20 protein-coding genes are annotated in these 22,323 nt (G+C 51.3%); 15 read left to right on the forward strand and 5 right to left on the reverse strand.

The features are described from left to right. Positions 1–10 precede the first annotated feature (10 nt). The 5 genes from RJP21_RS17220 to RJP21_RS17240 all read left to right on the forward strand — a co-directional run bounded on the left by RJP21_RS17220 (position 11) and on the right by RJP21_RS17240 (position 5,617). Positions 11–1,195 carry an acetyl-CoA C-acetyltransferase gene (locus tag RJP21_RS17220; RefSeq protein WP_310860368.1) on the forward strand — a complete coding sequence of 395 codons (1,185 nt, stop codon included), beginning with the start codon at positions 11–13 and terminating at the stop codon, positions 1,193–1,195. 24 nt (positions 1,196–1,219) lie between these two features. Then, positions 1,220–3,001 (forward strand): acyl-CoA dehydrogenase family protein, encoded by a 1,782-nt coding sequence (locus RJP21_RS17225; RefSeq protein ID WP_310860369.1) that lies wholly within the window; start codon positions 1,220–1,222, stop codon positions 2,999–3,001. Positions 3,002–3,049: 48 nt separating this feature from the next. Continuing rightward, positions 3,050–4,744: an AMP-binding protein gene (locus RJP21_RS17230; protein WP_310860370.1), complete on the forward strand. Its 1,695-nt coding sequence runs from the start codon at positions 3,050–3,052 to the stop codon at positions 4,742–4,744. Between the two features lie 85 nt (positions 4,745–4,829). Next, positions 4,830–5,279: a PaaI family thioesterase gene (locus RJP21_RS17235; RefSeq protein WP_310860371.1), complete on the forward strand. Its 450-nt coding sequence runs from the start codon at positions 4,830–4,832 to the stop codon at positions 5,277–5,279. 11 nt (positions 5,280–5,290) lie between these two features. After that, complete coding sequence (locus tag RJP21_RS17240) at positions 5,291–5,617, forward strand: SCP2 sterol-binding domain-containing protein (RefSeq protein WP_310860372.1); 327 nt, start codon at positions 5,291–5,293, stop codon at positions 5,615–5,617. Positions 5,618–6,039: 422 nt separating this feature from the next. Here the strand turns inward: RJP21_RS17240 and RJP21_RS17245 are convergent, their stop codons facing one another. Together RJP21_RS17245 and RJP21_RS17250 are read right to left on the reverse strand one after the other, a co-directional pair. Beyond that, on the reverse strand, positions 6,040–6,894 hold the full coding sequence (locus tag RJP21_RS17245) for an SDR family oxidoreductase (protein WP_310860373.1): 855 nt from the start codon (positions 6,892–6,894) through the stop codon (positions 6,040–6,042). Positions 6,895–7,412: 518 nt separating this feature from the next. Beyond that, positions 7,413–8,762 (reverse strand): lytic polysaccharide monooxygenase, encoded by a 1,350-nt coding sequence (locus tag RJP21_RS17250; RefSeq protein WP_310860374.1) that lies wholly within the window; start codon positions 8,760–8,762, stop codon positions 7,413–7,415. 771 nt (positions 8,763–9,533) lie between these two features. Between RJP21_RS17250 and RJP21_RS17255 the strand changes: the two genes are divergently transcribed. From RJP21_RS17255 to RJP21_RS17280, 6 genes are all read left to right on the forward strand, one after another. Beyond that, positions 9,534–10,253 (forward strand): YebC/PmpR family DNA-binding transcriptional regulator, encoded by a 720-nt coding sequence (locus RJP21_RS17255; protein ID WP_310860375.1) that lies wholly within the window; start codon positions 9,534–9,536, stop codon positions 10,251–10,253. A 316-nt stretch (positions 10,254–10,569) separates the two neighbouring features. Beyond that, positions 10,570–11,613 carry a LacI family DNA-binding transcriptional regulator gene (locus tag RJP21_RS17260; protein ID WP_310860376.1) on the forward strand — a complete coding sequence of 348 codons (1,044 nt, stop codon included), beginning with the start codon at positions 10,570–10,572 and terminating at the stop codon, positions 11,611–11,613. 590 nt (positions 11,614–12,203) lie between these two features. Beyond that, complete coding sequence (locus tag RJP21_RS17265; RefSeq protein ID WP_310860611.1) at positions 12,204–13,142, forward strand: ABC transporter permease; 939 nt, start codon at positions 12,204–12,206, stop codon at positions 13,140–13,142. 12 nt (positions 13,143–13,154) lie between these two features. Beyond that, positions 13,155–14,039, forward strand: coding sequence for a carbohydrate ABC transporter permease (locus RJP21_RS17270; protein ID WP_310860377.1), 885 nt, complete (start codon positions 13,155–13,157; stop codon positions 14,037–14,039). Between the two features lie 44 nt (positions 14,040–14,083). Continuing rightward, on the forward strand, positions 14,084–15,706 hold the full coding sequence (locus tag RJP21_RS17275) for an extracellular solute-binding protein (RefSeq protein ID WP_310860378.1): 1,623 nt from the start codon (positions 14,084–14,086) through the stop codon (positions 15,704–15,706). Positions 15,707–15,805: 99 nt separating this feature from the next. Further along, positions 15,806–17,077 (forward strand): Gfo/Idh/MocA family protein, encoded by a 1,272-nt coding sequence (locus RJP21_RS17280; RefSeq protein WP_310860379.1) that lies wholly within the window; start codon positions 15,806–15,808, stop codon positions 17,075–17,077. Positions 17,078–17,202: 125 nt separating this feature from the next. Here the strand turns inward: RJP21_RS17280 and RJP21_RS17285 are convergent, their stop codons facing one another. Together RJP21_RS17285 and RJP21_RS17290 are read right to left on the reverse strand one after the other, a co-directional pair. Then, entirely contained in the window at positions 17,203–17,520 is a 318-nt protein-coding gene (locus RJP21_RS17285) for a hypothetical protein (protein ID WP_310860380.1), read from the reverse strand. Between the two features lie 19 nt (positions 17,521–17,539). Then, the gene (locus tag RJP21_RS17290) at positions 17,540–17,773 is read right to left on the reverse strand and encodes a hypothetical protein (protein WP_310860381.1); all 234 of its coding nucleotides are present in this window, start codon (positions 17,771–17,773) and stop codon (positions 17,540–17,542) included. 311 nt (positions 17,774–18,084) lie between these two features. Between RJP21_RS17290 and RJP21_RS17295 the strand changes: the two genes are divergently transcribed. The 4 genes from RJP21_RS17295 to RJP21_RS17310 all read left to right on the forward strand — a co-directional run bounded on the left by RJP21_RS17295 (position 18,085) and on the right by RJP21_RS17310 (position 21,290). Beyond that, positions 18,085–18,777, forward strand: coding sequence for a CBS domain-containing protein (locus tag RJP21_RS17295; protein ID WP_310860382.1), 693 nt, complete (start codon positions 18,085–18,087; stop codon positions 18,775–18,777). A 13-nt stretch (positions 18,778–18,790) separates the two neighbouring features. Continuing rightward, the gene (locus RJP21_RS17300) at positions 18,791–19,594 is read left to right on the forward strand and encodes a pyruvate, water dikinase regulatory protein (protein ID WP_310860383.1); all 804 of its coding nucleotides are present in this window, start codon (positions 18,791–18,793) and stop codon (positions 19,592–19,594) included. Between the two features lie 58 nt (positions 19,595–19,652). Continuing rightward, complete coding sequence (gene glpX / locus RJP21_RS17305) at positions 19,653–20,627, forward strand: class II fructose-bisphosphatase (RefSeq protein WP_160041935.1); 975 nt, start codon at positions 19,653–19,655, stop codon at positions 20,625–20,627. A 273-nt stretch (positions 20,628–20,900) separates the two neighbouring features. Continuing rightward, entirely contained in the window at positions 20,901–21,290 is a 390-nt protein-coding gene (locus tag RJP21_RS17310; protein WP_160041933.1) for a RidA family protein, read from the forward strand. 59 nt (positions 21,291–21,349) lie between these two features. On the opposite strand, the gene RJP21_RS17315 is transcribed toward RJP21_RS17310, so the two are convergent. Continuing rightward, positions 21,350–22,195, reverse strand: coding sequence for an NmrA/HSCARG family protein (locus RJP21_RS17315; RefSeq protein WP_310860384.1), 846 nt, complete (start codon positions 22,193–22,195; stop codon positions 21,350–21,352). Positions 22,196–22,323 lie beyond the last annotated feature (128 nt).

Genomic DNA, 22,323 nt, shown 5'->3' on the forward strand with positions numbered 1-22,323 from the left:
TGAAATCCAAATGAAAGAAGCAGTAATCGTATCGGTGGCCCGTACCGCCGTCGGGAAAGCCAAAAAAGGCAGCCTGGCCCAAACCCGGGCGGATGATCTTGGAAAGGCCGTTTTGGAAGCGGTCATAGACCGCGCGCCGGGACTGCGCAAGGAAGACGTCGAGGACATCATTATCGGCTGCGCCATGCCGGAAGGGGAGCAGGGCCTGAATTTTGCGCGCATCATGTCGCTTTATGCCGGGTTCCCCGTGACGGTCCCCGCGCTGACCATCAACCGTTTCTGCTCCTCGGGGCTGCAGGCGATCGCCTTTGCGGCGGAGAGGATCATGCTCGGCCACGCGGAGGTGCTGATTGCAGGCGGCGTCGAAAGCATGAGCCACGTGCCGATGACGGGGTTCAAAGTGTCGCCGAATCCGAAGCTGGTTGCCGACATGCCGGAAGTGTACATGGGGATGGGCCATACCGCCGAAGAGGTGGCTGAACGTTTCGGCATTTCCCGCGAGGATCAGGACCGGTTTGCCGCCCGTTCGCACGCGAAGGCTGCCGAAGCGATCGCGGAAGGAAAATTCCGGGAGGAGATCGTTCCGATTCAGGTTGAGCTGAAAGCCGTCGATGAAAAAGGAAAGGTACAGTCGCGTTCGTTTACGTTCGATACGGATGAAGGCGTACGTCCAGACACGACTCCTGAAATTCTCGGCAAACTCAAGCCTTCGTTCAAGCTTGGCGGAACCGTCACCGCGGGGAACGCGTCCCAGACGAGCGACGGCGCGGCCGCCGTCGTCGTCATGAGCCGGGAGAAGGCGGACGCTCTTGGTTTGAAACCGCTGGCCACCTTCCGCTCGTTCGCGCTCAGCGGCGTCGAGCCGGAAATTATGGGCGTCGGCCCGGTTAAAGCCATTCCGAAAGCACTGCAAATGGCGGGGATTACGCAGGACGACGTGAAGCTGTTCGAAATCAACGAAGCTTTTGCTTCCCAATGCGTACACATCATTCGCGAGCTGAACATTGACGAGGAGAAGGTCAACGTCAATGGCGGCGCGATCGCGCTCGGCCATCCGCTGGGCTGTACCGGAGCGAAGCTGACGACGACGCTAATCGGCGAGCTTCGCCGCAGAGGTGGGGGATATGGAGTCGTTTCAATGTGTATCGGCGGCGGCATGGGAGCCGCAGGCGTTTTTGAAGTCCATTCCGAATAATCATGATAAAGGAGAGGAAAGCGCATGAGCACGACGATGAACAAAGTGGTTGGCGGCAGTTTTATCATTGAAGATACCGATTTCAATCAAGTCGTTACCCCGGAGGATTTTACCGAAGAGCATCGCATGATCGCCCAGACGACGGCCGATTTTGTCGAAGGTGAAATCGTACCCCGCGACGAAGAAATCGAAAAGCTCAATTATGAGCTGACGGTGGAAAAAATGCGGGCGGCCGGAGAGCTTGGCCTGTTGGGTGCGGATGTGCCCGAAGATTACGGAGGGCTTGGGCTCGACAAGGTCAGCTCGACCTTGATCAATGAAAAGCTGACAAAAGCCTCCGCCTTTGCCCTATCGATCGGAGCGCATGTCGGCATCGGAACGCTGCCGATCGTCTATTTCGGCACGGAAGAGCAGAAGCAAAAATATTTGCCGCTTCTTGCTACGGGCGAAAAGATTGCCGCATATTGCTTGACGGAGCCTTCCTCCGGATCGGACGCACTCGGAGCCAAGACGACAGCCACCATATCGGAGGACGGCGAATATTATGTATTGAACGGCACGAAGCAGTTTATTACGAACGCCGGATTCGCGGACATTTTTATCGTCTACGCCAAAGTGGACGGCAAGGATTTCAGCACGTTTATCGTCGAACGCACGATGGATGGCGTCAGTATCGGTCCGGAAGAGAAAAAGATGGGGATCAAAGGGTCTTCGACCTGTCAGCTCATTTTGGAGGATGTAAAGGTTCCCGTCGAAAATTTGCTCTGGGAAGTCGGCAAAGGCCATTTGATTGCGTTCAACATTCTGAACATCGGACGTTTCAAGCTGGCTGCCGGCTGCGTCGGCGCTTCGAAGGACACGATCGAGCTGGCCGCGGCTTACGCCAATGAACGGACGCAGTTCGGACGGAAAATTTCCTCTTTCCCGCTGATCGGCAAAAAGCTTGCCGACATGAACACGAAGGCTTACGTGCTTGAGAGCATGGTTTACCGCACGGCAGGTTTGTTCGACGTAGGGTTGGCCGAAGTGGATCACGCGAGCTCCCAGGTTGGTTATCAATCCGCCAAAGCCATTGCCGAATATCAGCTCGAATGCTCCATCAACAAAGTGTTCGGCTCCGAGGTGCTGGATTTTATCGTCGATGAAGGCGTCCAAATTCACGGCGGTTACGGCTTTACCCAGGAATACCGGATCGAGCGGAATTATCGCGATTCGCGCATCAACCGGATTTTCGAAGGCACCAACGAAATCAACCGCCTGCTGATCCCGGGAGCGCTGGTAAAAAAGGCGATGAAAGGCCAACTGCCTTTGATGCAAAAAGCGATGGCTCTGCAAAACGAACTGATGGAGCCGATTCCGAATCAAATCTTTGAAGGCACGCTCGAACAGGAAGCCCATTTGCTGAAAATGTCGAAGAAGATCTTCCTGATGTGCGGCGCGCAGGCCGTTCAAAAATATCAAATGAAGCTGGAAGAACAACAGGAGATACTCAGCAACCTGGCCGATATCATGATTTCCGTATATGCGATGGAAAGCGCGCTGCTCCGCACCCAAAAGATCATCGACCGTTCCGGCGAAGACAAAGCGCGGCTTGCGATTCGAATGACAACCGTATTCATTCATGATGAATTCGCGAAAATCGAGCAGTGGGCAAAAGAGGTGCTGGCGGCAATGGAATCCGGCGATACGCTGCGCACGCAGCTCTCCGTGCTGAAAAAGCTGGTCCGCAAATCGCCGATCGATACGATCGGCATCAAACGCGAGATTGCCGCTGAAGTCATCGACGCCGGCGCGTACGTATTGTGAAGCTTAAATTTTTGCAAAACCTCAATTACTTGAGATGGGGTGACCTGGATGACAAATAATCCATGGTTGGATCAATATCCTGAAGAGGTTCCGCACAGTTACGATTACCCGAGGCAAAACCTGGCCAAATTTTTGGTGGATTCAGCCACCGCCCATCCCCAGCACATCGCTCTCGATTTTCTGGGGAAGAAAATAAGTTATGCCAATCTGCTTGAATCGGTTTACCGTTTTGCGAACGCCCTGCAAAGTCTGGGCGTCCGCAAAGGGGACCGGATTGCGATTATGCTGCCCAACTGCCCGCAGGGAGTGATTGCCTATTACGGCACACTCCTTGTCGGCGGTATTGTGGTCATGACCAATCCGCTTTACGTCCCGCGCGAGATCGAACACCAGCTGACGGATTCGGGAGCGAAAATCATCGTTACGATGGATGCGCTGGTGGAGCGCGTCCATAAAGCGATGGAACGCAGGCCGCTGGATTATACCATCGTCACCTCGATGAAGGACTACCTGCCGTTTCCGAAAAACGTGCTGTATCCCATCAAGGCGAAAAAGGACGGCATGGCGGCCAGGATCGAATACAATGAGCGCGTATTGTCCTTCGTTTCGCTTCTGAAAAACGCAGCCGATACGCCGGTGGAAGTTTCCGTCGATCCCGAAGAGGATTTGGCGCTGATCCAATACACCGGCGGCACGACCGGATTTGCCAAAGGCGTCATGCTCACGCATATGAACCTCGTATCCAATACGATCCAGGCGCAGCTTTGGTGTTACCGAACGAAAATCGCCTACGAAAAATATCTCGCCGCGCTGCCTTTTTTCCATGTCTTCGGCCTGACTGTACTGCTCAATCAGGCGATGTATATCGCCGGCACGCTGATCTTAATTCCGCGCTTTCAAATCGACGACGTACTAAAGACGATCCATAAGAAAAAACCGTCCGTGTTCCCGGGAGCGCCGACCATGTATATAGCCGTCATCCATCATACGGAGGTCGGGAGCTTTGATCTTTCTTCTATTCAAATTTGCGTCAGCGGCGCGGCGCCCCTGCCGCTTGAGGTGCAGGAGCGGTTTGAAAAGATTACCGGGGGCAAGCTGATCGAAGGATACGGCTTGACCGAAGCTTCGCCGGTAACGCATGCCAATAACATTTGGGAAAAACGGAAGCAAGGATCGATCGGCATTCCGTTTCCGGATACGCTTGCGAGGATTGTGCATCCCGAAACGGGAGAAGAGCTGCCGATCGGCGAAATCGGCGAGCTTGTCGTCAAAGGTCCCCAGGTGATGAAAGGCTATTGGAACCGTCCCGAAGAGAACGAACGCACGCTTCGCGACGGTTGGCTCTTCACCGGGGATCTGGCACGGATGGATGAAGAAGGATTCTTTTATATTTTGGACCGGCGCAAAGACATGATCATTGCCGGAGGGTATAACATATACCCGCGTGAAGTGGAGGAAGTGCTGTTTGAGCATCCTGACGTGGAGGAGGCGGTCGTCGCCGGTGTAAAGGACCCTTACCGCGGCGAAAATGTAAAGGCTTACATCGTCCTGCGCAAAGGTTCAAACGTCACCGAACAGGAGCTTAAAAGCTGGTGCAAGGAACGGCTTGCGGTCTACAAGGTTCCGAAAATTTACGAATTCCGCGAATCGCTTCCCAAAACGCTGGTAGGCAAAGTGCTTCGCCGCAAGCTCATTGATGAGGAAAACGAAAAGCTCGTCAACCAATCCAAAGTGGATTTGTAAGGGTGGTCAACATTACGGTCATTGGGTAACCTTTAGGGTTTGCCAAAACTTCGGCATATTCCGAACAAAAGGGGAGGTTTGGCACATGGAGCACGCGTCCGGCGGAAAACTTCCCGATCTGGAACGTCTGGAGCGGGCAGCAAAAAACACGTTTTGGGATTTTATCGGTTGCGAAACCGTCGAAGTGAGCGATAAGAAAGTTGTCGTTGCGTTTGACATCCTGCCGCATCATTTGAATCTGATCGGGATCTTGCATGGAGGGATGCATGCCTCGGTCATCGATTCCGCAATGGGCATCGTCGTGATGCTGGCAAGGCCTGAAGCAAGCGTTGTTACCGTCGGTTTGAACATGAATTACGTAGCCCCGGTGTCCGAAGGCCGCGTCCTGGTCACAGCGGAGCTCATTCATAGCTCGCGCAAGCTGATGACCGCCCAGGCGTTTGCGCATAAGGAAAACGGCGATCTGCTCGCATTCGGCACGGGAACCTTCCGGGTAATGGAGCATAAACCCGTACCGACGGAACATTCCACATAAGGAGGTGACATATGTCTATTCGTGAGGAACTGAAGCAGCTCGCAGGCCGAATGAACGCCAGACCGGATGAAATCGAGTCGCTTCATGCGGTCTATCAGTTTAATATCGGGGAGTTTGATCCGATTCAAGTCGTTTTCGACAACGCGAGTGTCGAGGTCCTTGAAGACGCATCCGAAACGGCGGACTGTACGCTCACTTTATCGGAGAAAAATTTCCGCAAATTGCTCGAAAACGACCTTAATTCGACGATGGCTTTTATGACCGGCTCGCTGAAGGTTGACGGCAAGCTTGGTTTGGCCTTAAAGCTGCAGGAAATATTAAAGCAATTTATGGCGTGAATTTTTACCTTCTACGTCCATATTTGGACAAATAAGCAACCAAAGATCAAGCCCAGTTTCTTTGAAATCTTTCGGGAAACTGGGCTTGAAAACTGTCGAATATTAGTTAATGGCACTAAACATTAATAAGGTGAATAACGACAAAATAATATAAGTAATGCCATGAACTAATAAATATCGACGGCATCCGTCGGAAGTGAACGAACATGCTCCAAATAGGCCGTGACACGCTGATCATCTTGACGCAGATATGTAAACCCGAAATGTCCTCGACGAAAAGCGCGCTGTTTCGGAACAAACGGCGCATCGCAAACAAGGCGTTTCATGCCTCTTCGCAACTTCCGCTGCGGTATGTAAATATCGGCTCATCCTTTTGAGCAACGGATAAGGTGATGTCGATCATTTCCTTGTGCATTCCCATCTTATTTTCCTTTTCTGGTCAATTGGGCAAGGACGTCCCACTGCTCCTCCGTGACGTGACGGAGATCGTTGAATTGTCCCGCTCCTTGAAGCCATTCGCCGCCATCGATCGTAATCACTTCGCCGTTGATGTAGGCTGCGTAATCGGAAATGAGGAAAGCGGCCAAATTCGCAAGCTCTTCCGCTTCCCCGACCCGGCCGAGCGGAACCCGGTCCAACATTTTCGCTTCAAGTTCGGGCGTTGGAGAGAGCCGAGACCACGCTCCATCGGTCGGAAAAGGACCCGGGGCGATGGCAACCTGACGGATGCCGTATTTGGCCCATTCGACCGCAAGCGAACGTGTGAGGGCCAACACGCCGGCTTTGGCGGCTGCGGACGGGACGACGTAACCGGAGCCGCTGGAGGCGTATGTCGTCACAATGTTTAGCATGGCGCCAGGACGTTTGCGCTCAATCCAGCGTTTGCCGACTTCAAGCGTCGCGTAAAAGGTGCCGTGCAGCACGATGTTGAGCACCGCGTCGACGGCACGGGGGGAGAGGCGTTCGGTCGGACTGATGAAGTTGCCCGCAGCGTTGTTGACGAGGACGTCCAGCCCGCCGTAATGCTCCTCAACGGCATCGATCAAAGCGCTGATTTCCGCGGGATCCCGTACGTCGCAAGATTTGTACATCACCTCGTAGCCGAGCGAGGCGAATTCGTCCGCCGTTTGCTTTAGCACTTCTTCCCGGCGCCCGGCGATGACCAGCTTTGCGCCCAGCTTCGCGAATTTTTCGCCCATCGCCTTGCCAAGCCCGGTTCCGCCTCCCGTAATCAAAACAACCTTGCCTTGTAGCAAATCGCTCGTAAACGCTTCCATACGAAAGTCCTCCTTCAACGTGGTTTTGAATACTGAAACAAGTTTGAATTCCGGGCACGCCAGACCCAGGCATAAGACCGGAAAATTAAGCAAGGAACGGGAATGGATGCTTTCAAGAAAAATATCCCAATAACCTTGCATGTCACCATTGTACCTTATGCCGATTCGGTTCGAAAGGAAGGAATCGAAGTCCGTCAAACCGAATGATCGAACTCGTCGGATGTGCAAGCTATCATTTCAAACGTCATCTGAAAAGCTCAACAAGAATAACTCTAATGCCGTATTAAAAACGCTTGCATCATGACCAAAACGAATGGTTTTTGCCCGTGAAGCTATAAAAGCCGCAGCCCTCATCCGATTGCTGAGAGGGTGCGGCATTTTTGCGAAGTTTATCAGGCAGCAACATCAGCTGCCTTCCGGCGGTCAAATGCTGTCATACGAATCTAGCTGTCTGCATATCTATTACAATAAAGAAGAGGACAAACGTAAAACTGAATGCTTAATAGATCAAGAGACGATTATTTCAACAACCAAAGCGCAGGCACGTTCGGCGGCTCCCACCCAACGATCGATGTATGCGCTTGGCGGCATTCATACGTTTGGCCGCCATAGCTGACAAGGGTGCCCGGCGTGTAAGCGACGTTAGGCGCCCATGGAGCTGCTGACGAAGCTGGGGCTGTGGTCGCCGTTACGGCGTTGCTGTCGGCAGATTCGTTGCCGGCGGCATCAATCGCCCTTACGGTGAATGTATATGGGGTGTTTGCAGCCAAGCCGGTAACGGTGTAGCTCAGCGTCGTTCCGGAGACGGTTCCTGCAAGTGCCGTTCCTTTATAAATACGATATCCGGTTACGCCGACATTATCTGTGGCCGCATTCCAGGACAAAGAAACCGAAGAGGAGGTCGGCGTTCCGTTCACCTTCAAGCCCGTCGGAGCGGTTGGGGCTTGATTGTCGGCCGGAGGATTGGAGGCCGTCGTGAACGTAACCGGATTGCTGGCTGCGGAAGTGTTGCCTGCGGCGTCAACGGCTTTAACCGTAAACGTATAGGACGTGTTGGCGGCAAGTCCTGTGACGTTATAGCTAGTTTGGCTTGTTGTCGTTACCAGCGCAGAACCGTTGTATACTTTGTAGCCCGTTACGCCGACGTTATCCGTGGAAGCTCCCCAGGTAAGCGTGGCGCCCGAGCTGGAAATGTTGGAAACCGCGAGGTTGGAAGGCGCGCTTGGAGGCGTTGTGTCGGCAGGATTGCCGCCGCCGCCAAAGTCTGCGTCAATGACATTGTAGAAAGCATTGGCCGTGTCTGCGATTTCCCATACCGCGAGAATGACTTGATAACCGGTTCTGTTCGGTACCGTGCATGTATCCGAATAGGTGCCCGGAGGTTGTTTTCCGCCGTACCCAACGGAGCAGAACGGTGTCAGATCAAAGGAATCGCGCGTCAGCGGGGCGTTTGGATTCCAGTTTTGTTTGGTAATGTAGTATTTCCAGCTTGTCGTGGCATGTGCGGCCGACAAATGCCAAGTAAAGGTGTTCGTGCCGGGAGTCATGCTGACTTTCGTCCAACGTGTGGCGGATTGCTGGTCCAATTCCGGAAATGCGCCGTTTGCGCTGGCGATTTTGCCGTCTTCAGGTCCCGCTGCCGGAAATCCTTTTTTGGCTTCAAGGCTTTGAGGCTCATACTGGATCGCCCCGCAGTTGGTATTGGCGCCTGTTTTGCATAGATAACCACGGCTGCCCGGCGATTCGATGTAGCCGTGTGCGGAAGCGCGGTCGGCGATCAGAAGCATAAGGGCAGTCATCACGAAAAACATTCCACCGACAATCAGCCATTTCATAACGCTGTTGTTCGGCAAACGAAGCGTTGTCATCGAAATCTCCTCCTATTTTTGGCATTGAATGAACAAGACGGCAAAAGACAACTAGAAACCAATGTGTAAAAGATCCGTTTTTACGCAACACCTCCTTGATTTGTACGAAGACGAAAAGAAGGACCGGGAACGTATGCTTCATGGATGAAAGATTTATATAAACTCATAAAATGAGTCTATATCGGATAGTTAAAGCGGTTACATTTTGGACCGGGATGGATGATTCCGTATGAAAGAATTTGATGATGCGAATCAATGCAATTAGAAGCAGAAGTGATCCATGATTGTGTTACGTTAACAACGAGCGCGGGGACTGAAGGGACTTGTAGAACCCGTTGACTCTTCTTTCTTTTGCCGAAATGATTAATATAATTAAAGTTATTTTTGTCAATTAATAGTATTTGCAATATTAAAATAAACCATATTTCCAGGATCTACAATGATATAAAACTACGATTTCGTATACTATTCGACGATTTTCAATGTTTGTGCAGCGAAAGTTCCAAATTTGACCATGAAGTAGCTCGATCATCAAGTAAACAACATAAATGTTATGTAAACCATTGTTTAACGTCTAAGATCTTATACATTAAAACGGGTCGGGATTGGAACGATCTCCGGTGTCGACACATGGCGAAAGAACCCTTTTTCCAGCCGCTTTTCATGCGGTCCGATGCTGAAACTTGTTCATCCGCTCAATTCAAGCTATAATATAGCAGTGTATTTATTAGACCGAAGTCAAGAATCAATAGCGAAAGAGAGCGGAAAAGTATGGGTCGTAAGTGGAATAATATCAAAGAGAAAAAAGCTTCAAAAGACGCAAATACAAGCCGGGTTTACGCTAAATTCGGCCGCGAGATTTATGTCGTGGCCAAGCAGGGCGAGCCGGATCCCGAATCCAACCGCGCGTTGAAAGTCGTACTGGAACGCGCGAAAACGTATAACGTGCCGAAAGCCATCATTGACCGTGCACTCGAAAAAGCGAGAGGCAACTCCGATGAGGTATATGACGAGCTTCGTTACGAAGGTTTCGGACCAAACGGTTCGATGGTCATCGTCGATGCGTTGACCAACAACGTCAACCGCACGGCATCCGAAGTGCGCGCCGCATTCAGCAAAAACGGCGGCAACCTCGGCGTGAGCGGTTCCGTTGCATACATGTTCGACCAAACGGCCGTCATCGGCATCGAAGGCAAAACGGAGGAGGAAGTGCTCGAGCTGTTGATGGAAGCCGACGTCGACGTGCGCGATATCGTGAGCGAAGAAGACGCCGTGATCGTATACGCCGAGCCGGATCAATTCCAGGCGGTTCAAGATGCGTTCAAAGCGGCAGGCATTACGGAGTTTACGGTTGCGGAAATTACCATGCTGGCGCAAAACCATCTGACGCTTCCGGCAGACGTCCTGCCGCAGTTTGAGAAAATGATCGATGCGCTCGAAGATCTGGACGACGTGCAGCATGTGTATCATAACGTCGAATTCGAAGAATAAACTCCTCATTGGATGATTCTGACTCACCCGGAAGGCATATTGCCGGTGAATCGAAAGACCCGCAGCGGATAAACCGCTGCGGGTCTTTTTTTAAAGAGATGAGAAGGTTTCGATCTGCCCCCTTTTCTTGTGGACGGCCTAACACTTGCTGGATTCATGCATCATCGTATCGTTTAGAAAGTGTGTTTTCTTTATGAAGATCATCGAAATTTGTAGTTCTCCCGAATTTTTGCATCTTTTCGCAAAGCAAATTATGATATGATCTAACAAGAGGAATTTTTGGCTCCAAAAATAGACAAAGAGAGGAGAGGGAGCATTGGCGAAACTAAAGGATATTGCAGAGCGTGTCGGCGTTTCCATTTCGACCGTTTCCCGGGCGATCAGCAACGATACGAGCCGGCCGGTCAATGAGGAAACCAAGCGGAAAATCCGCGAAGCGGCGCAGGAGCTCGGATACCCGCTTCAGGAAGAAACGGTATCCGGCCGGCCGGGACACGCCTCCCATAAACGGATCGCCTGCGTCGTGCCTCAGCAGTTGATCGAAAATCATCCGTATTTCAGCGAGGTGCTCGCAGGTTTCCATGACCGGATGAACGAGCTCGGACATCCCCCGGCGATCGTGCGGACGCTGGATGAAGTGAGCGATGCGGAGCAGATCAGAAATCTTATCAAGGAAAACGGGATCGAGGGCGTCGTCATCATCAGCTGGTATGACCAATCGCTGATCGAGCAGCTCGAAAAAGAATCCGTGGCCGTGCTTGGCGTAAGCCTGAACGATGAACGTTTAACGGTGCCGGTCGTCGATTGCGACCGCATTTTTTCGGCCCGAACCGCGGTTCGCCACCTTATTGAGCAAGGACACCGCCGGATCGGCTTTATCGGAGGACCCGCTTATTCCCGGAAAATGGACAACGACGAACGCTATATCGGCTATAAATTCGCGATGATGGAAGCAGGCCTTTCGATGCCGGAGGATTTGATCATCAATACCAACTGGACCGTGGATTTAAGCTACAGCATGCTTACCGAGCTGCTTACCGGCCGTCCGAAAAGCGAATGGCCGACGGCTATTTTTTGCGCGAGCGACATGCTGGCCATTCCGGCCATGCGCGCCGTGGTCGAGCAAAAAGCGCGAATCCCGCAGGATATCGCGTTTGTCGGCATGGACGACATTTCGTTTGCGCAGTACACGAATCCGCCGTTGACATCGGTGCATGTCCCTAAATACGAAATCGGGAAAGCGGCGGCCCAATTCATGATGGATTACCTGGACGGCGATTATCCGGCGCTGCCGAAAATACTGCTGCCTTGCCGTCTTGTCGTCCGCGAATCTTCCGATTACGTCAGACAGCAGGCGTAGATGATGTAATGTGACGTAATTCCCCCCATAGATCCTCAAAGAGAGCCTGATACGAAATGGAGTGTCAGGTTTTTTTGCCGTGTATTTTTCCTCGCATCAAAACAATCTCCAATTCAATTTGCAAATAAACTCCAAAAATAATCCAAATTAATGTTTGACAATCCAAATATCCCTGCATTATGATGAAAAAATAAAAACGGTTTGGCTAATTATCCAAAAAAACCATGGAATCAGCAAATCATGAATTATTTTCGATATGAATTGGTTGCGCTTACATTACGTGTGATATGGCGAATATAACGTTTTCGAAAGATCCATCCCGAACACTTCTTCGCATTACACGATGAGAATCATATCCAAATTATTATCCAAAAACGATTCATATTTGCTGTGAAATTCTATTTTTCCACGTGATCATGAACCTTTATATAGAGTTGTCACATCGTAATATCGGTTTCATGAACGCTTTCGCTTAAATCGGGAAAGGAGGGAATTGATTACAGTCTAATTATTGCGTCTTGATAATGACTTGACGAACTCATGTCCAAGCTCAAGGGGGGATCCATGTGGCCAATGCCAAAGTTTCCGCAATGACCGGCACGGCGCCGGAACCGAAAAAGGAATCCCGATTGAAATGGAGCCGGATCGCCCGGAACTGGCAGCTGTACCTGCTCGTTTTGCCCGTGGTCGCGTATTACATTCTTTTTCACTACGTTCCGATGTACGGCATCCAAATCGCGTTCAAGGATTTTATCGCCACGAAAGGGATTACCGGAAGCCCGTGGGTCGGAACCGAACATTTCAATCGTTTTTTTCACAGCTATTTTTTCTGGCGTTTGATCAAAAACACGTTGGGGCTCGGGCTGTACAGCCTGGCCTTGGGTTTTCCGATTCCCATTCTGCTCGCCCTTCTGATGAATGAAGCCAAGTCGGCCAAATTCAAAAAATTCGTTCAAACCGTCACGTACGCGCCGCATTTTTTGTCCACGGTCGTCGTCGTCGGCATGATGATGATTTTTCTGTCCCCCCGATACGGGATGGTTAACCACGTCATCTCTTTATTTGGCGGGCGTCCGATCGATTTTATGGCCCAACCGGGCTGGTTCAAATCGCTTTACGTTTTTTCGGACGTGTGGCAGACGATGGGTTGGAGCTCGATCATCTATTTGGCCGCGCTGGCCGGCGTGGACCATCAGCTGCATGAAGCGGCCCGCGTCGACGGTGCCGGCAGAATACGACGGATCTGGCATATTAACCTCCCCGGCATCCGTCCGACGATCGTCATTTTGCTCATTTTGAACATCGGCAGCATTATGGGCATCGGCTTTGAAAAGGTGCTCCTCATGCAGAACAACCTGAACATGGAAACCTCGGATATCATCGCGACCTACGTGTACCGTGCCGGTATACAGGGCGCCGAATACAGCTTCTCCGCAGCGATCGGATTGTTTAATTCCGTCGTGAACTTCATTCTGCTCATTACCGTCAACTGGGTAACCAAACGGATGGGCGAAACGAGTCTATGGTAAGGAGGAAACGGCATGCTTCTGGAATCCCGCGGAGACCGCGTGTTCAATGTGATGATCTATATCATTCTCAGCCTTGTCGCCGTCATCGTGCTGTATCCGCTCCTATTCGTTCTCAGCGCCTCGTTCAGCGATCCGCAGACGGTGCTGCGCGGCGAGATGCTGCTATGGCCGAAAGGCGTCAACCTGAACTCTTACGCGAAAATATTCCAAAACCAGGACATACTGACCGGTTATTCGAACACGCTCCTGTATACCTCCATCGGCACCTTGATCAACCTCGTGATGACCGTGCTCGGCGCATATCCGCTTTCGCGCAAAGATTTCGTGGGCAAAAATGCGATTATGGCGCTTTTTGTGTTTACGATGTTTTTCGGAGGCGGACTTATTCCAACCTACCTGCTGATCAAAGACCTGGGCATGCTGAATACCTTCTGGGTTATGGTCATACCGAATGCCGTGTCCATTTGGAACATCATCATCATGCGCACCTTCTTCCAGCAGTCCATCCCGTACGAGCTGCAGGAGGCGGCGACGATCGACGGCTGCTCCAACATCCAGATTTTGACCCGCATCATTTTGCCTTTGTCGATGCCGATCATCGCCGTCATGATCCTTTTTTACGCGGTTGGACACTGGAATGCGTTTTTTAACGCGCTGCTCTATTTCTCGGATAAAGACAAGTTCCCGCTCCAGCTGATTCTGCGCGAAATTCTCATTCAAGGCCAAACGAACGACATGGTCAAAATGTCCACCGAATCGGCGATCAAGCAGCAGCGGGAAGTGGAAGGCATCAAATACGCGGTGCTTGTCGTCGCCAACATTCCGGTGCTCATCCTGTATCCGTTCCTGCAAAGGTATTTCGTAAAAGGCGTCATGATCGGTGCCATCAAAGGGTAAACCCTTGATTGGATAAAAGAAGAGGCAAAGGGAGGAAGGTTAAGATGAACAGAAGCAAAAGGGGGAACATGCTGCTAGCCTGCCTGGTTTCCATTACATTGCTTGCGGGGTGCAGCTCAGGCAAATCGGCCGATTCGGGAGGCGGAAAAGCGCAGGACGCGGCGGACGCCAAAATCAACCAGGAGGGTTTCCCGATCGTCAACGACAGCATCACGGTCAAAGCGTTTGCCGCCAAATTTTTCGCGAACGCGGATTGGAACAACATCAGGCTGTGGAAGGACTATGAGAAAAAGTCGAACATCCATGTCCAGTGGGACACCGTCCAGACCGAAACGTTGAAGGAAAAACGGAACCTGCTGCTCGCCGGCAACGACTACCCGGAAATGTTCTACGCTTCGGCTTTTTCGAGGTCCGACCTGCTGAAATACGGGAAACAGGGCGTCTTCATTCCGCTTAACGACCTGATCGACAAATATGCTCCCAATTTCAAAGCCGTGATGGAAAAATATCCGATCATCGCCAAAGGGCTCACGATGCCGGACGGAAACATTTACGGCCTGCCGACCATTTACGATCCCGAGTTCAAATCCGTTTTGTACGGCACGCCGTGGGTAAAGCAGGAATGGCTGGATAAGCTCGGCCTGAAGCAGCCGGAGACGCTGGACGATTTTTACAACATGCTGAAGGCGTTTAAGGAAAAAGATCCGAACGGCAACGGCCAAAAGGACGAAATCGCATGGGGCGCGGTCGGCACGGCCGGCATCGTCAATTATTTGCGGGGTTCCTTCGGACTGAACAACCACGGCACGTCGAACATAAACGTGGATACGGATCCCGGAACCGGCAAAATCCGCTTCATTCCAGCCGATCCGCGTTATAAGGAACTGCTCCAGTTCGTGAACAAGCTATATAAAGACGGGCTGCTTGAGCAGGACATCGTTTCGGTTAAGAGCACCGAAGTCGATGCCAAAGGCATGCAAGGACTGCTCGGCGTGTCCGACAGCGTGGATCCGGTGGCCATCTACAACCAAAAAGGGTATGTAGGACTTTCCGTATTAAAAGGGCCGCATGGCGACCAGCAGTATAACGCTTACGGTTCCCCGCTCGGCAACATCGGCATGTTCGTGCTGACGGATAAAGCGAAACATCCGGAAGCGATGATGAGATGGATGGATTATTTCTACAGCGACGAAGGCATCAAGCTCTTTTTCATGGGCTGGAAGGATGAAACATATACCGAAGACGCGAACGGCAACGTCGACTATACCGACGAAATCAAAAACAATCCGAAGGGTCTCAACCTGGATCAGGCAGTGGGGCAATATTTGATTTGGCCGGGCGGATATTATCCGGGATTCGTCAAACAAAAGTTTTTTAAAGGGGCCGAAGGCCTTTCGACTTCGGTCGAAAACGCCAAAAAAGCCGAACCTTACGTGCTGCCGCAGGATCAGGTCTGGCCGCCGTTCAACTTTACGCAAGAGGAGCAAAGCGAGCTGACGACGATTCAGACGGACATCGAAACCTACGTCACCGAAATGCGGGATAAGTTCATCACCGGCAATGAGTCGTTCGACAATTGGGATCAATACGTCGCGGCTTTGAAAAAAATGGGCGTCGACCGCTATGTGGCGATTTATCAGTCGGCATCCGAACGTTACGCCAAATAACAAACTAAGTCGGAAAATCCGTATACGCAGGAGTCTCGTATTCTACCGAAGGCATCCCTGTAAGGATTTCCATCAACCAAAGGGTAGGGGAGAACAAACATGAACAAACTGACAGCTGTATTAATCGGAGCGGGGGCAAGGGGAGGGGCGTATGCCCGGTACGCGCTTGATTATCCGCATGAACTGGACGTCGTAGCCGTGGCCGAGGCAGACCCGGTGCGCAGGGACAAGTTCGCGCAGGATCATAACATCCCGCAGGAGCGGTGCTACGAATCTTGGGAGCTGCTGCTGAAAGAGCCGCGGATGGCCGACATCGCCATCATTTGCACGCAGGACCGGATGCACCATGGGCCCACGATGCGGGCATTAAAGCAGAAATATCACGTCTTGTTGGAAAAACCGATGTCGCCGTCGCCGGAGGAATGTCTCGATATGGAGCGGATGGCCGCCGATCAGGGGCGTTTGCTGACGATTTGCCACGTGCTGCGGTATACGCCGTTTTGGAGCACGATTAAAAAAGTGATTCAGGAAGGGCGGATCGGGGAAATCGTCTCCATCCAATTAAACGAAAACGTCGGTTATTGGCATATCGCCCACAGCTTCGTTCGGGGCAACTGGAACAATTCCGACAAATCGAGCCCGATGATCCTGCAGAAGTCCTGCCACGACATGGATGTCCTCTCCTGGCTTATGGATCGTCCTTGCGTTCGGGTCAGCTCCTTCGGGTCCTTGAAGTATTTTCATGAAGGCAATGCGCCGGAGGGTTCGGCTGCCCGCTGCCTGACCTGCGCCGTGGAACCCCATTGCGCATATTCCGCGCCCCGCTTTTATCTAAGCAACGAGTTCCGCGGGTGGGCAAGGCATTTTACGCCGGATTTGTCCAGGGACAACATCGTCAAAGGATTGCAGGAGACGGATTACGGCCGCTGCGTGTTCCGGAGCGACAACAACGTCGTCGACCATCAGGTCGTCAATTTGGAGTTCGAAGGCGGCGCCACGGCGATGTTCAGCATGTGCGGCTTTACGTTCGAGCAGGAACGGCGGATTCAAATTATGGGGACGCAGGGCGAGCTGCGCGGGGAAGAAGACAAAATCACGCTGTATGATTTTCTTACCCATCAGAAGACAACCATCGAAATTCCCGTCCAAACCAGCGGCCATGGCGGCGGGGACAGCGGCATCGTGCGAAGCTTCATGAATCAGGTGAGAGATTACAGCGGCGGAGAAGGGTTAACGTCGGCGTCGGTTTCGGTGCGCAGCCACATGATCGCCTTTGCCGCGGAAGAATCCCGGCTGAACGGAGGGCAGGTCATCGAATTAAACGATTTTATGGAAAAATGGCAGCCTGCCAACGCCGATTCCGTCCAATAATTATGACGTCCTAATTCATAAACAGGTTGTATAAAAAGATCTGCTTGGCTCCGATAAGGGGCTGATGCAGATCTTTTTTTTTGGCATTTAGGGCGAAACGGGGATGCCGATTAGGAGCTGGGCGCTTAAAGCCTTTCTTCGAGCACGTTCATCGACGTGATATGATTTTTCGTTTCCTGCGTCCCAAGGCGGTACAACAACTGATAAATATCCTTCAGGTCGCGCTCGAAATAATCGTTATCCCTGTCATAATGCTCCGGAATCCCCGGATAATGCATACGGTAATAGGTTTCCATGTCAAAATGGTGCATCGAGTCGAAAAGTCCGCGAAGCGCCGTAATTTCTTCCGGGGTCGCTTCGATGACGAACTCGTAAGCCGAATCGCCTTCGGATTGCATGATCGTTCGGGATTGAACGGATACGTAATATCTTTTCTTTTCCAAGTCGAACACTCCTGACGAATTAAGTTAGTCCCTTGATTTCGAAATACCACCAAGCAAGCGCGCCGAGCACGATCAGCACGGGAATGGCCAAATACAATATGACAATGGGGTTCGCGAGAAGCGGATGTCTGGCGACCGTGGGATGGATCTGATCTTGTTCATGATGCTGTTGTTTGCGCATGATGGAAATCGACATGAACAGCGAAGCGGCGCAGACAATGACGGCAAGAACGATAAGAACGGTGTACATCATTGGATTCGTTTTCTCCCCTTTCGGCGTTCGTAAATGTATCGGTAAACGTATAAGTCGTTATGCGAAATAGGCATGTTTCCTTCGGATTTCAGCAAAATAACAACGGAGCATTGACTCTGCCATGTTTTCCAATCTTATCGTGCGCGGAATCGCTGAAATTATTCATTTTTCGATAGCCAGGTCAGACGTCATCAAGTGAAGAAAACGGGGTGTCATTCGCCTTAAAAGTGCGTAGAAATAAAGAATTTCATTTCATTATCAGGGTGTCTTAAATGAAATAGGATGTATTATATATTGATTTATTTATTTATATGACGTATTATACAGACAGAAAAATTGATCGCCACAGGGAGGAGGCCACCATTATAAAACTGACTCCGCGCCAACAGGAAATTCTCGATATCGTCAAAAAGCACGCTCCCGTCACGAGCGAGCAAATCGCCGAAATGCTCAATTTAACGAGACCGACGATCCGTTCGGATTTATCCATCCTCGTCTGTCTCGATTACATTGCAGCCAAACCGAAGGTGGGTTACTTTCCGGGAACCAAAAAAACCGCGGCCGAAGAAAGCAAATCGTCTCTCCTTGATCTGAAGGTTGGCGATATTCACGGCGTTCCCGTGATCGTGCGGGAAACGACGACGATCCATGATGCGGCGGTGACATTGTTTCTGGAAAACGTGGGCCATCTCATCGTTACCGATGAAGAAGGCAAACTCGTTGGCATCGTGTCACGCAAAGACATGCTGAAAGTGACGCTTGGAAATGCGGCAGCTTCCAACATGCCCGTGAGTTTTATCATGACCCGCAGAGCTAATGTGGTGACCGTGTCTCCGGAAGACACCGTTCTGGATGCGGCCCGAAAGATCATCACGCACCAAATCGACAGCCTGCCGGTCGTCGTGCCCGCGGAGTCCGGCGTTGACGGGGAGGTTCGCGTGGTCGGACGGATTTCCAAAACGAATATCATTCGAAAGATGCTTGAGATATTAGCACCGGAATAGTGGGAGGAATGGGATGAAACAGGCGTCAACTCGTGTTATAGCCATATGCTCGGATGCCATCGGCGAAACTGCGGAAGCAGTCGCCATGGCAACCCTTCGGCAGTTTGAGCTGACGAACACGGAGATCAAACGAATCATGAATGTGCGGCATGAAGATGAAATCACGCGGTTGATGGAGGAAGTGGCCGTACGCGGCGGGCTTGTCGTCTATACGATCGTTCAGCCGGAGCTTCGGGAGGCCATCAAGGAGGAATCCATTCGTCTCAACGTCCGGACCGTCGATATTATGGGGCCCATGATGCAGGCGGTCATCGATACGTTTAACGATACGCCGAAACGGCTGCCGGGCCTTTTGCACCGATTGGACGAAGACTACTTCCGCCGCATCGAGGCCGTTGAATTTGCGGTCACCAACGATGACGGCAAAGATGTGGGAGCAATCCTCAAAGCGGACATTATCCTGCTTGGCGTATCCAGAGTATCGAAAACGCCGCTGTCGATTTTTTTGGCCCATAAAGGGAAAAAGGTCGTCAATTACCCCGTCGTTCCCGAGCTAGCCCCACCGGCGCAGCTGCGCGAGGTGACGACAGGCAAAATCTTCGGACTTCATATCGACGCCGGGCAGCTGGTCAAAATCCGTTCCGAACGCCTCAAATCGTTGGGCCTTCCCATCGAAGCCCATTATGCATCCCTGGAACGCGTGCAGGCCGAATTAAAATACGCGCAGTCGTTGTATGAATCGTTAGGCTGTCCGGTCATCGACGTTACGGATAAAGCGATTGAAGAAACCGCAGGTCTTATTATGCAATATTTCTAATTCAAGATTTTAAAAATGTTCAAATATACTTTCATGGATAGATGGAGGGAAAAAGAAAATGGAACATCAAATAGCTTTGGAGCTCGTTCGCATTACGGAGAAAGCTGCGCTTGAGGCGGCTCGCTGGACGGGAAGAGGAGACAAAAACAGCGCAGACGAGGCTGCCACCACGGCGATCCGGAGTCATCTGAACTCCGTGGCTATTGATGGGACCGTCGTGATCGGGGAGGGCGAGATGGATGAGGCGCCGATGCTGTATATCGGCGAAAACGTAGGGAACCGCAAAGGCCCGAAAATCGACATTGCGGTCGATCCGATTGAAGGGACCGAAACGGTGGCCAATGGGCTGAACGACGCGATTTCGGTATTGGCCGCGGCACCGGAAGGAAATCTGCTGCACGCCCCCGACATTTATATGGAGAAATTGGCCGTAGGGCCGCTGCTTGCCGGTCACCTGTCATTGGACGACCCGATCGAGACGACGCTGGCGAAAGCGTCCGGCATCTTGAACAAATCGATGTCCGAGATGACCGTATCGATTTTGGACCGGGAACGCCATCGCGGGCTGATCGCGGCGCTTCGGAAAGCCGGCGTCCGCATCAAGCTGTTGAACCATGGCGACGTCATGGGGGCCATCGAAGCGGCCACGGACAGCGACGTGGATATGTATATCGGTTCCGGCGGGGCTCCCGAAGGCGTTCTGGCCGCTGCGGCGCTGAAAAGCCTGGGGGGAGAAATGCAAGGACGTCTGCTGCCGGACGGCCCCGAAGAAACGGCCCGCGTAATAAAAATGGGACTCCCGGACCCCGGTCAGCTGCTTTACATGGATGATTTGGTTGGAACGGGAAACGTCATTTTCGTCGCCACCGGCATTACGGGAGGAGATTTTTTGAACGGCGTTCGTTATATGCAGAACCAGAAAGCTGAAACCCATTCCGTCATTATGCATTCCGAAAGCCAGATGGTCAGCTTCCTGCGTACGATTCATAAGCTCCCGTTAACGAGAGAAGTATTGACGCATGCAGCGATGTAAATCGTAGCTAACAACAAGGGATAGGTGAAACATGCCTATCCCTTGTTGGTGTTTAATGTTATTTATGCTTGATAAATTCATATCATAGTAATAAAATATTATTATATGAACATCATTGTTGGTTTCCCAAGCCTTATTGCGTACGCGTCATTTTCTTACCGTTTCCGTCGAAAGACACCTATCGGTCTTGTACGCGGCATAAATCTTCGGTCCGACAATTATTGCATTAGATCAGGTTTTCTCTTAAAAAAGAATGAAGAAGGAGCCATGACCATGACACAACCAACGATTCAGCCCATCGCAACGACAAACGCCCCTGGAGCGATCGGTCCATATTCGCAGGCCGTTCGCATGGGTAATCTGCTGTTCGCTTCCGGACAACTCGGCATCGATCCCGCTACGGGCGAAATGCCGGCAACGGTGGAAGAGCAAACCCATCAATCCTTGAAAAACGCGAAAGCGATCCTTGAAGCCGCAGGCACGGACTTGTCCCACGTGGTTAAAACGACGGTGTTCCTGAACGACATGAACGATTTTGCGAAAGTGAACGAGATTTATGCAAGCTATTTCGCGCAGCCGTTCCCTGCCCGCAGTGCCGTTCAGGTGGCCAAACTGCCGAAGGACGGACTTGTCGAAATTGAAGTCATTGCGATGATTCCGTAAGCTTGGAACAAGCAGCTCATGAAGATGGGCTGCTTTTTTTCTTCCGCTCTATGCCCAATTTAAAATGAAATGTTCGATCGCGGCAGCCAGGATGCAAAACTCAAAAGATCTGGATGAAGCTGTCTGAGATATTCCAGATCCGCCTTGTAACCTTCCCTGATAAAGAACTGGGTGGCTTTGATTCCGTCGTGTTCATGTTTCGGAACGGGGGCCGAGTGCGGATAGACGGCAGCGGTGGCAAAAAAACGGCTTATATGTTCAGCAAGCTCTTTGACCGATAGTTCATCGCCGGCAATCTCCAGCGATTGTCCGATGAATTGATCCGGCTGCTCGAAAGCTTTCCTCGCAAATACGCCTATGTCTTGAACGGCAATCATTTGTACTCTTGTATCCGCTTCACCTTTATAAGGAAGTAAAATTCGGCCATCGACTTTTTGGAGAGTAAATCTAAAGTTTTCCATGAACATGACAGGGCGAAGGATTGTTGCCGGAAGATTTAACGCTTGAATATACCGCTCAATTTTTCCCTTATTTTCAAATGAGGTAATTCCTGTATTTCGATCGGCACCAGCCGCGGAACTGTAAACAAAATGCGACACTCTCGCTGCCTTGGCGATTTCCGCTAAACGTTTTCCCTGCAGTTCTTCCTTTTCGGGATGATTTAGATCCAAGGATTGAACGCTAAACACCCCATATACGTTTTTCATGGCGCGCAGCAACGAATCGGAGTCCTCCAAATCCCCCTTTACGACTTCGATCCCCGAGTTCATAAGCGATTGCGAAGCGGGGTGGCCGGGATCGCGAACCAAGGCACGAACCTTCCACCCGTTTGCCGACAGCTGTCTTGCCACTGCGCCTCCTTGTTGTCCCGTAGCCCCAGTGACCAAAATTATTTTAGAAGACATTCCTTTTCCTCCTTAGCTTTACAAATAAGTGATAAATCCGCTGTTGATAGTGTAATTGGGATGAAATAAGATTTAAAGAAGGCAATATTTTTAAATATAGTTTCAAAAAGTGAATTTACTATCTTTTT

It is taken from the genome of Paenibacillus sp. VCA1 (assembly GCF_031583795.1).
GTDB lineage: Bacteria > Bacillota > Bacilli > Paenibacillales > Paenibacillaceae > Paenibacillus_AQ > Paenibacillus_AQ albilobatus.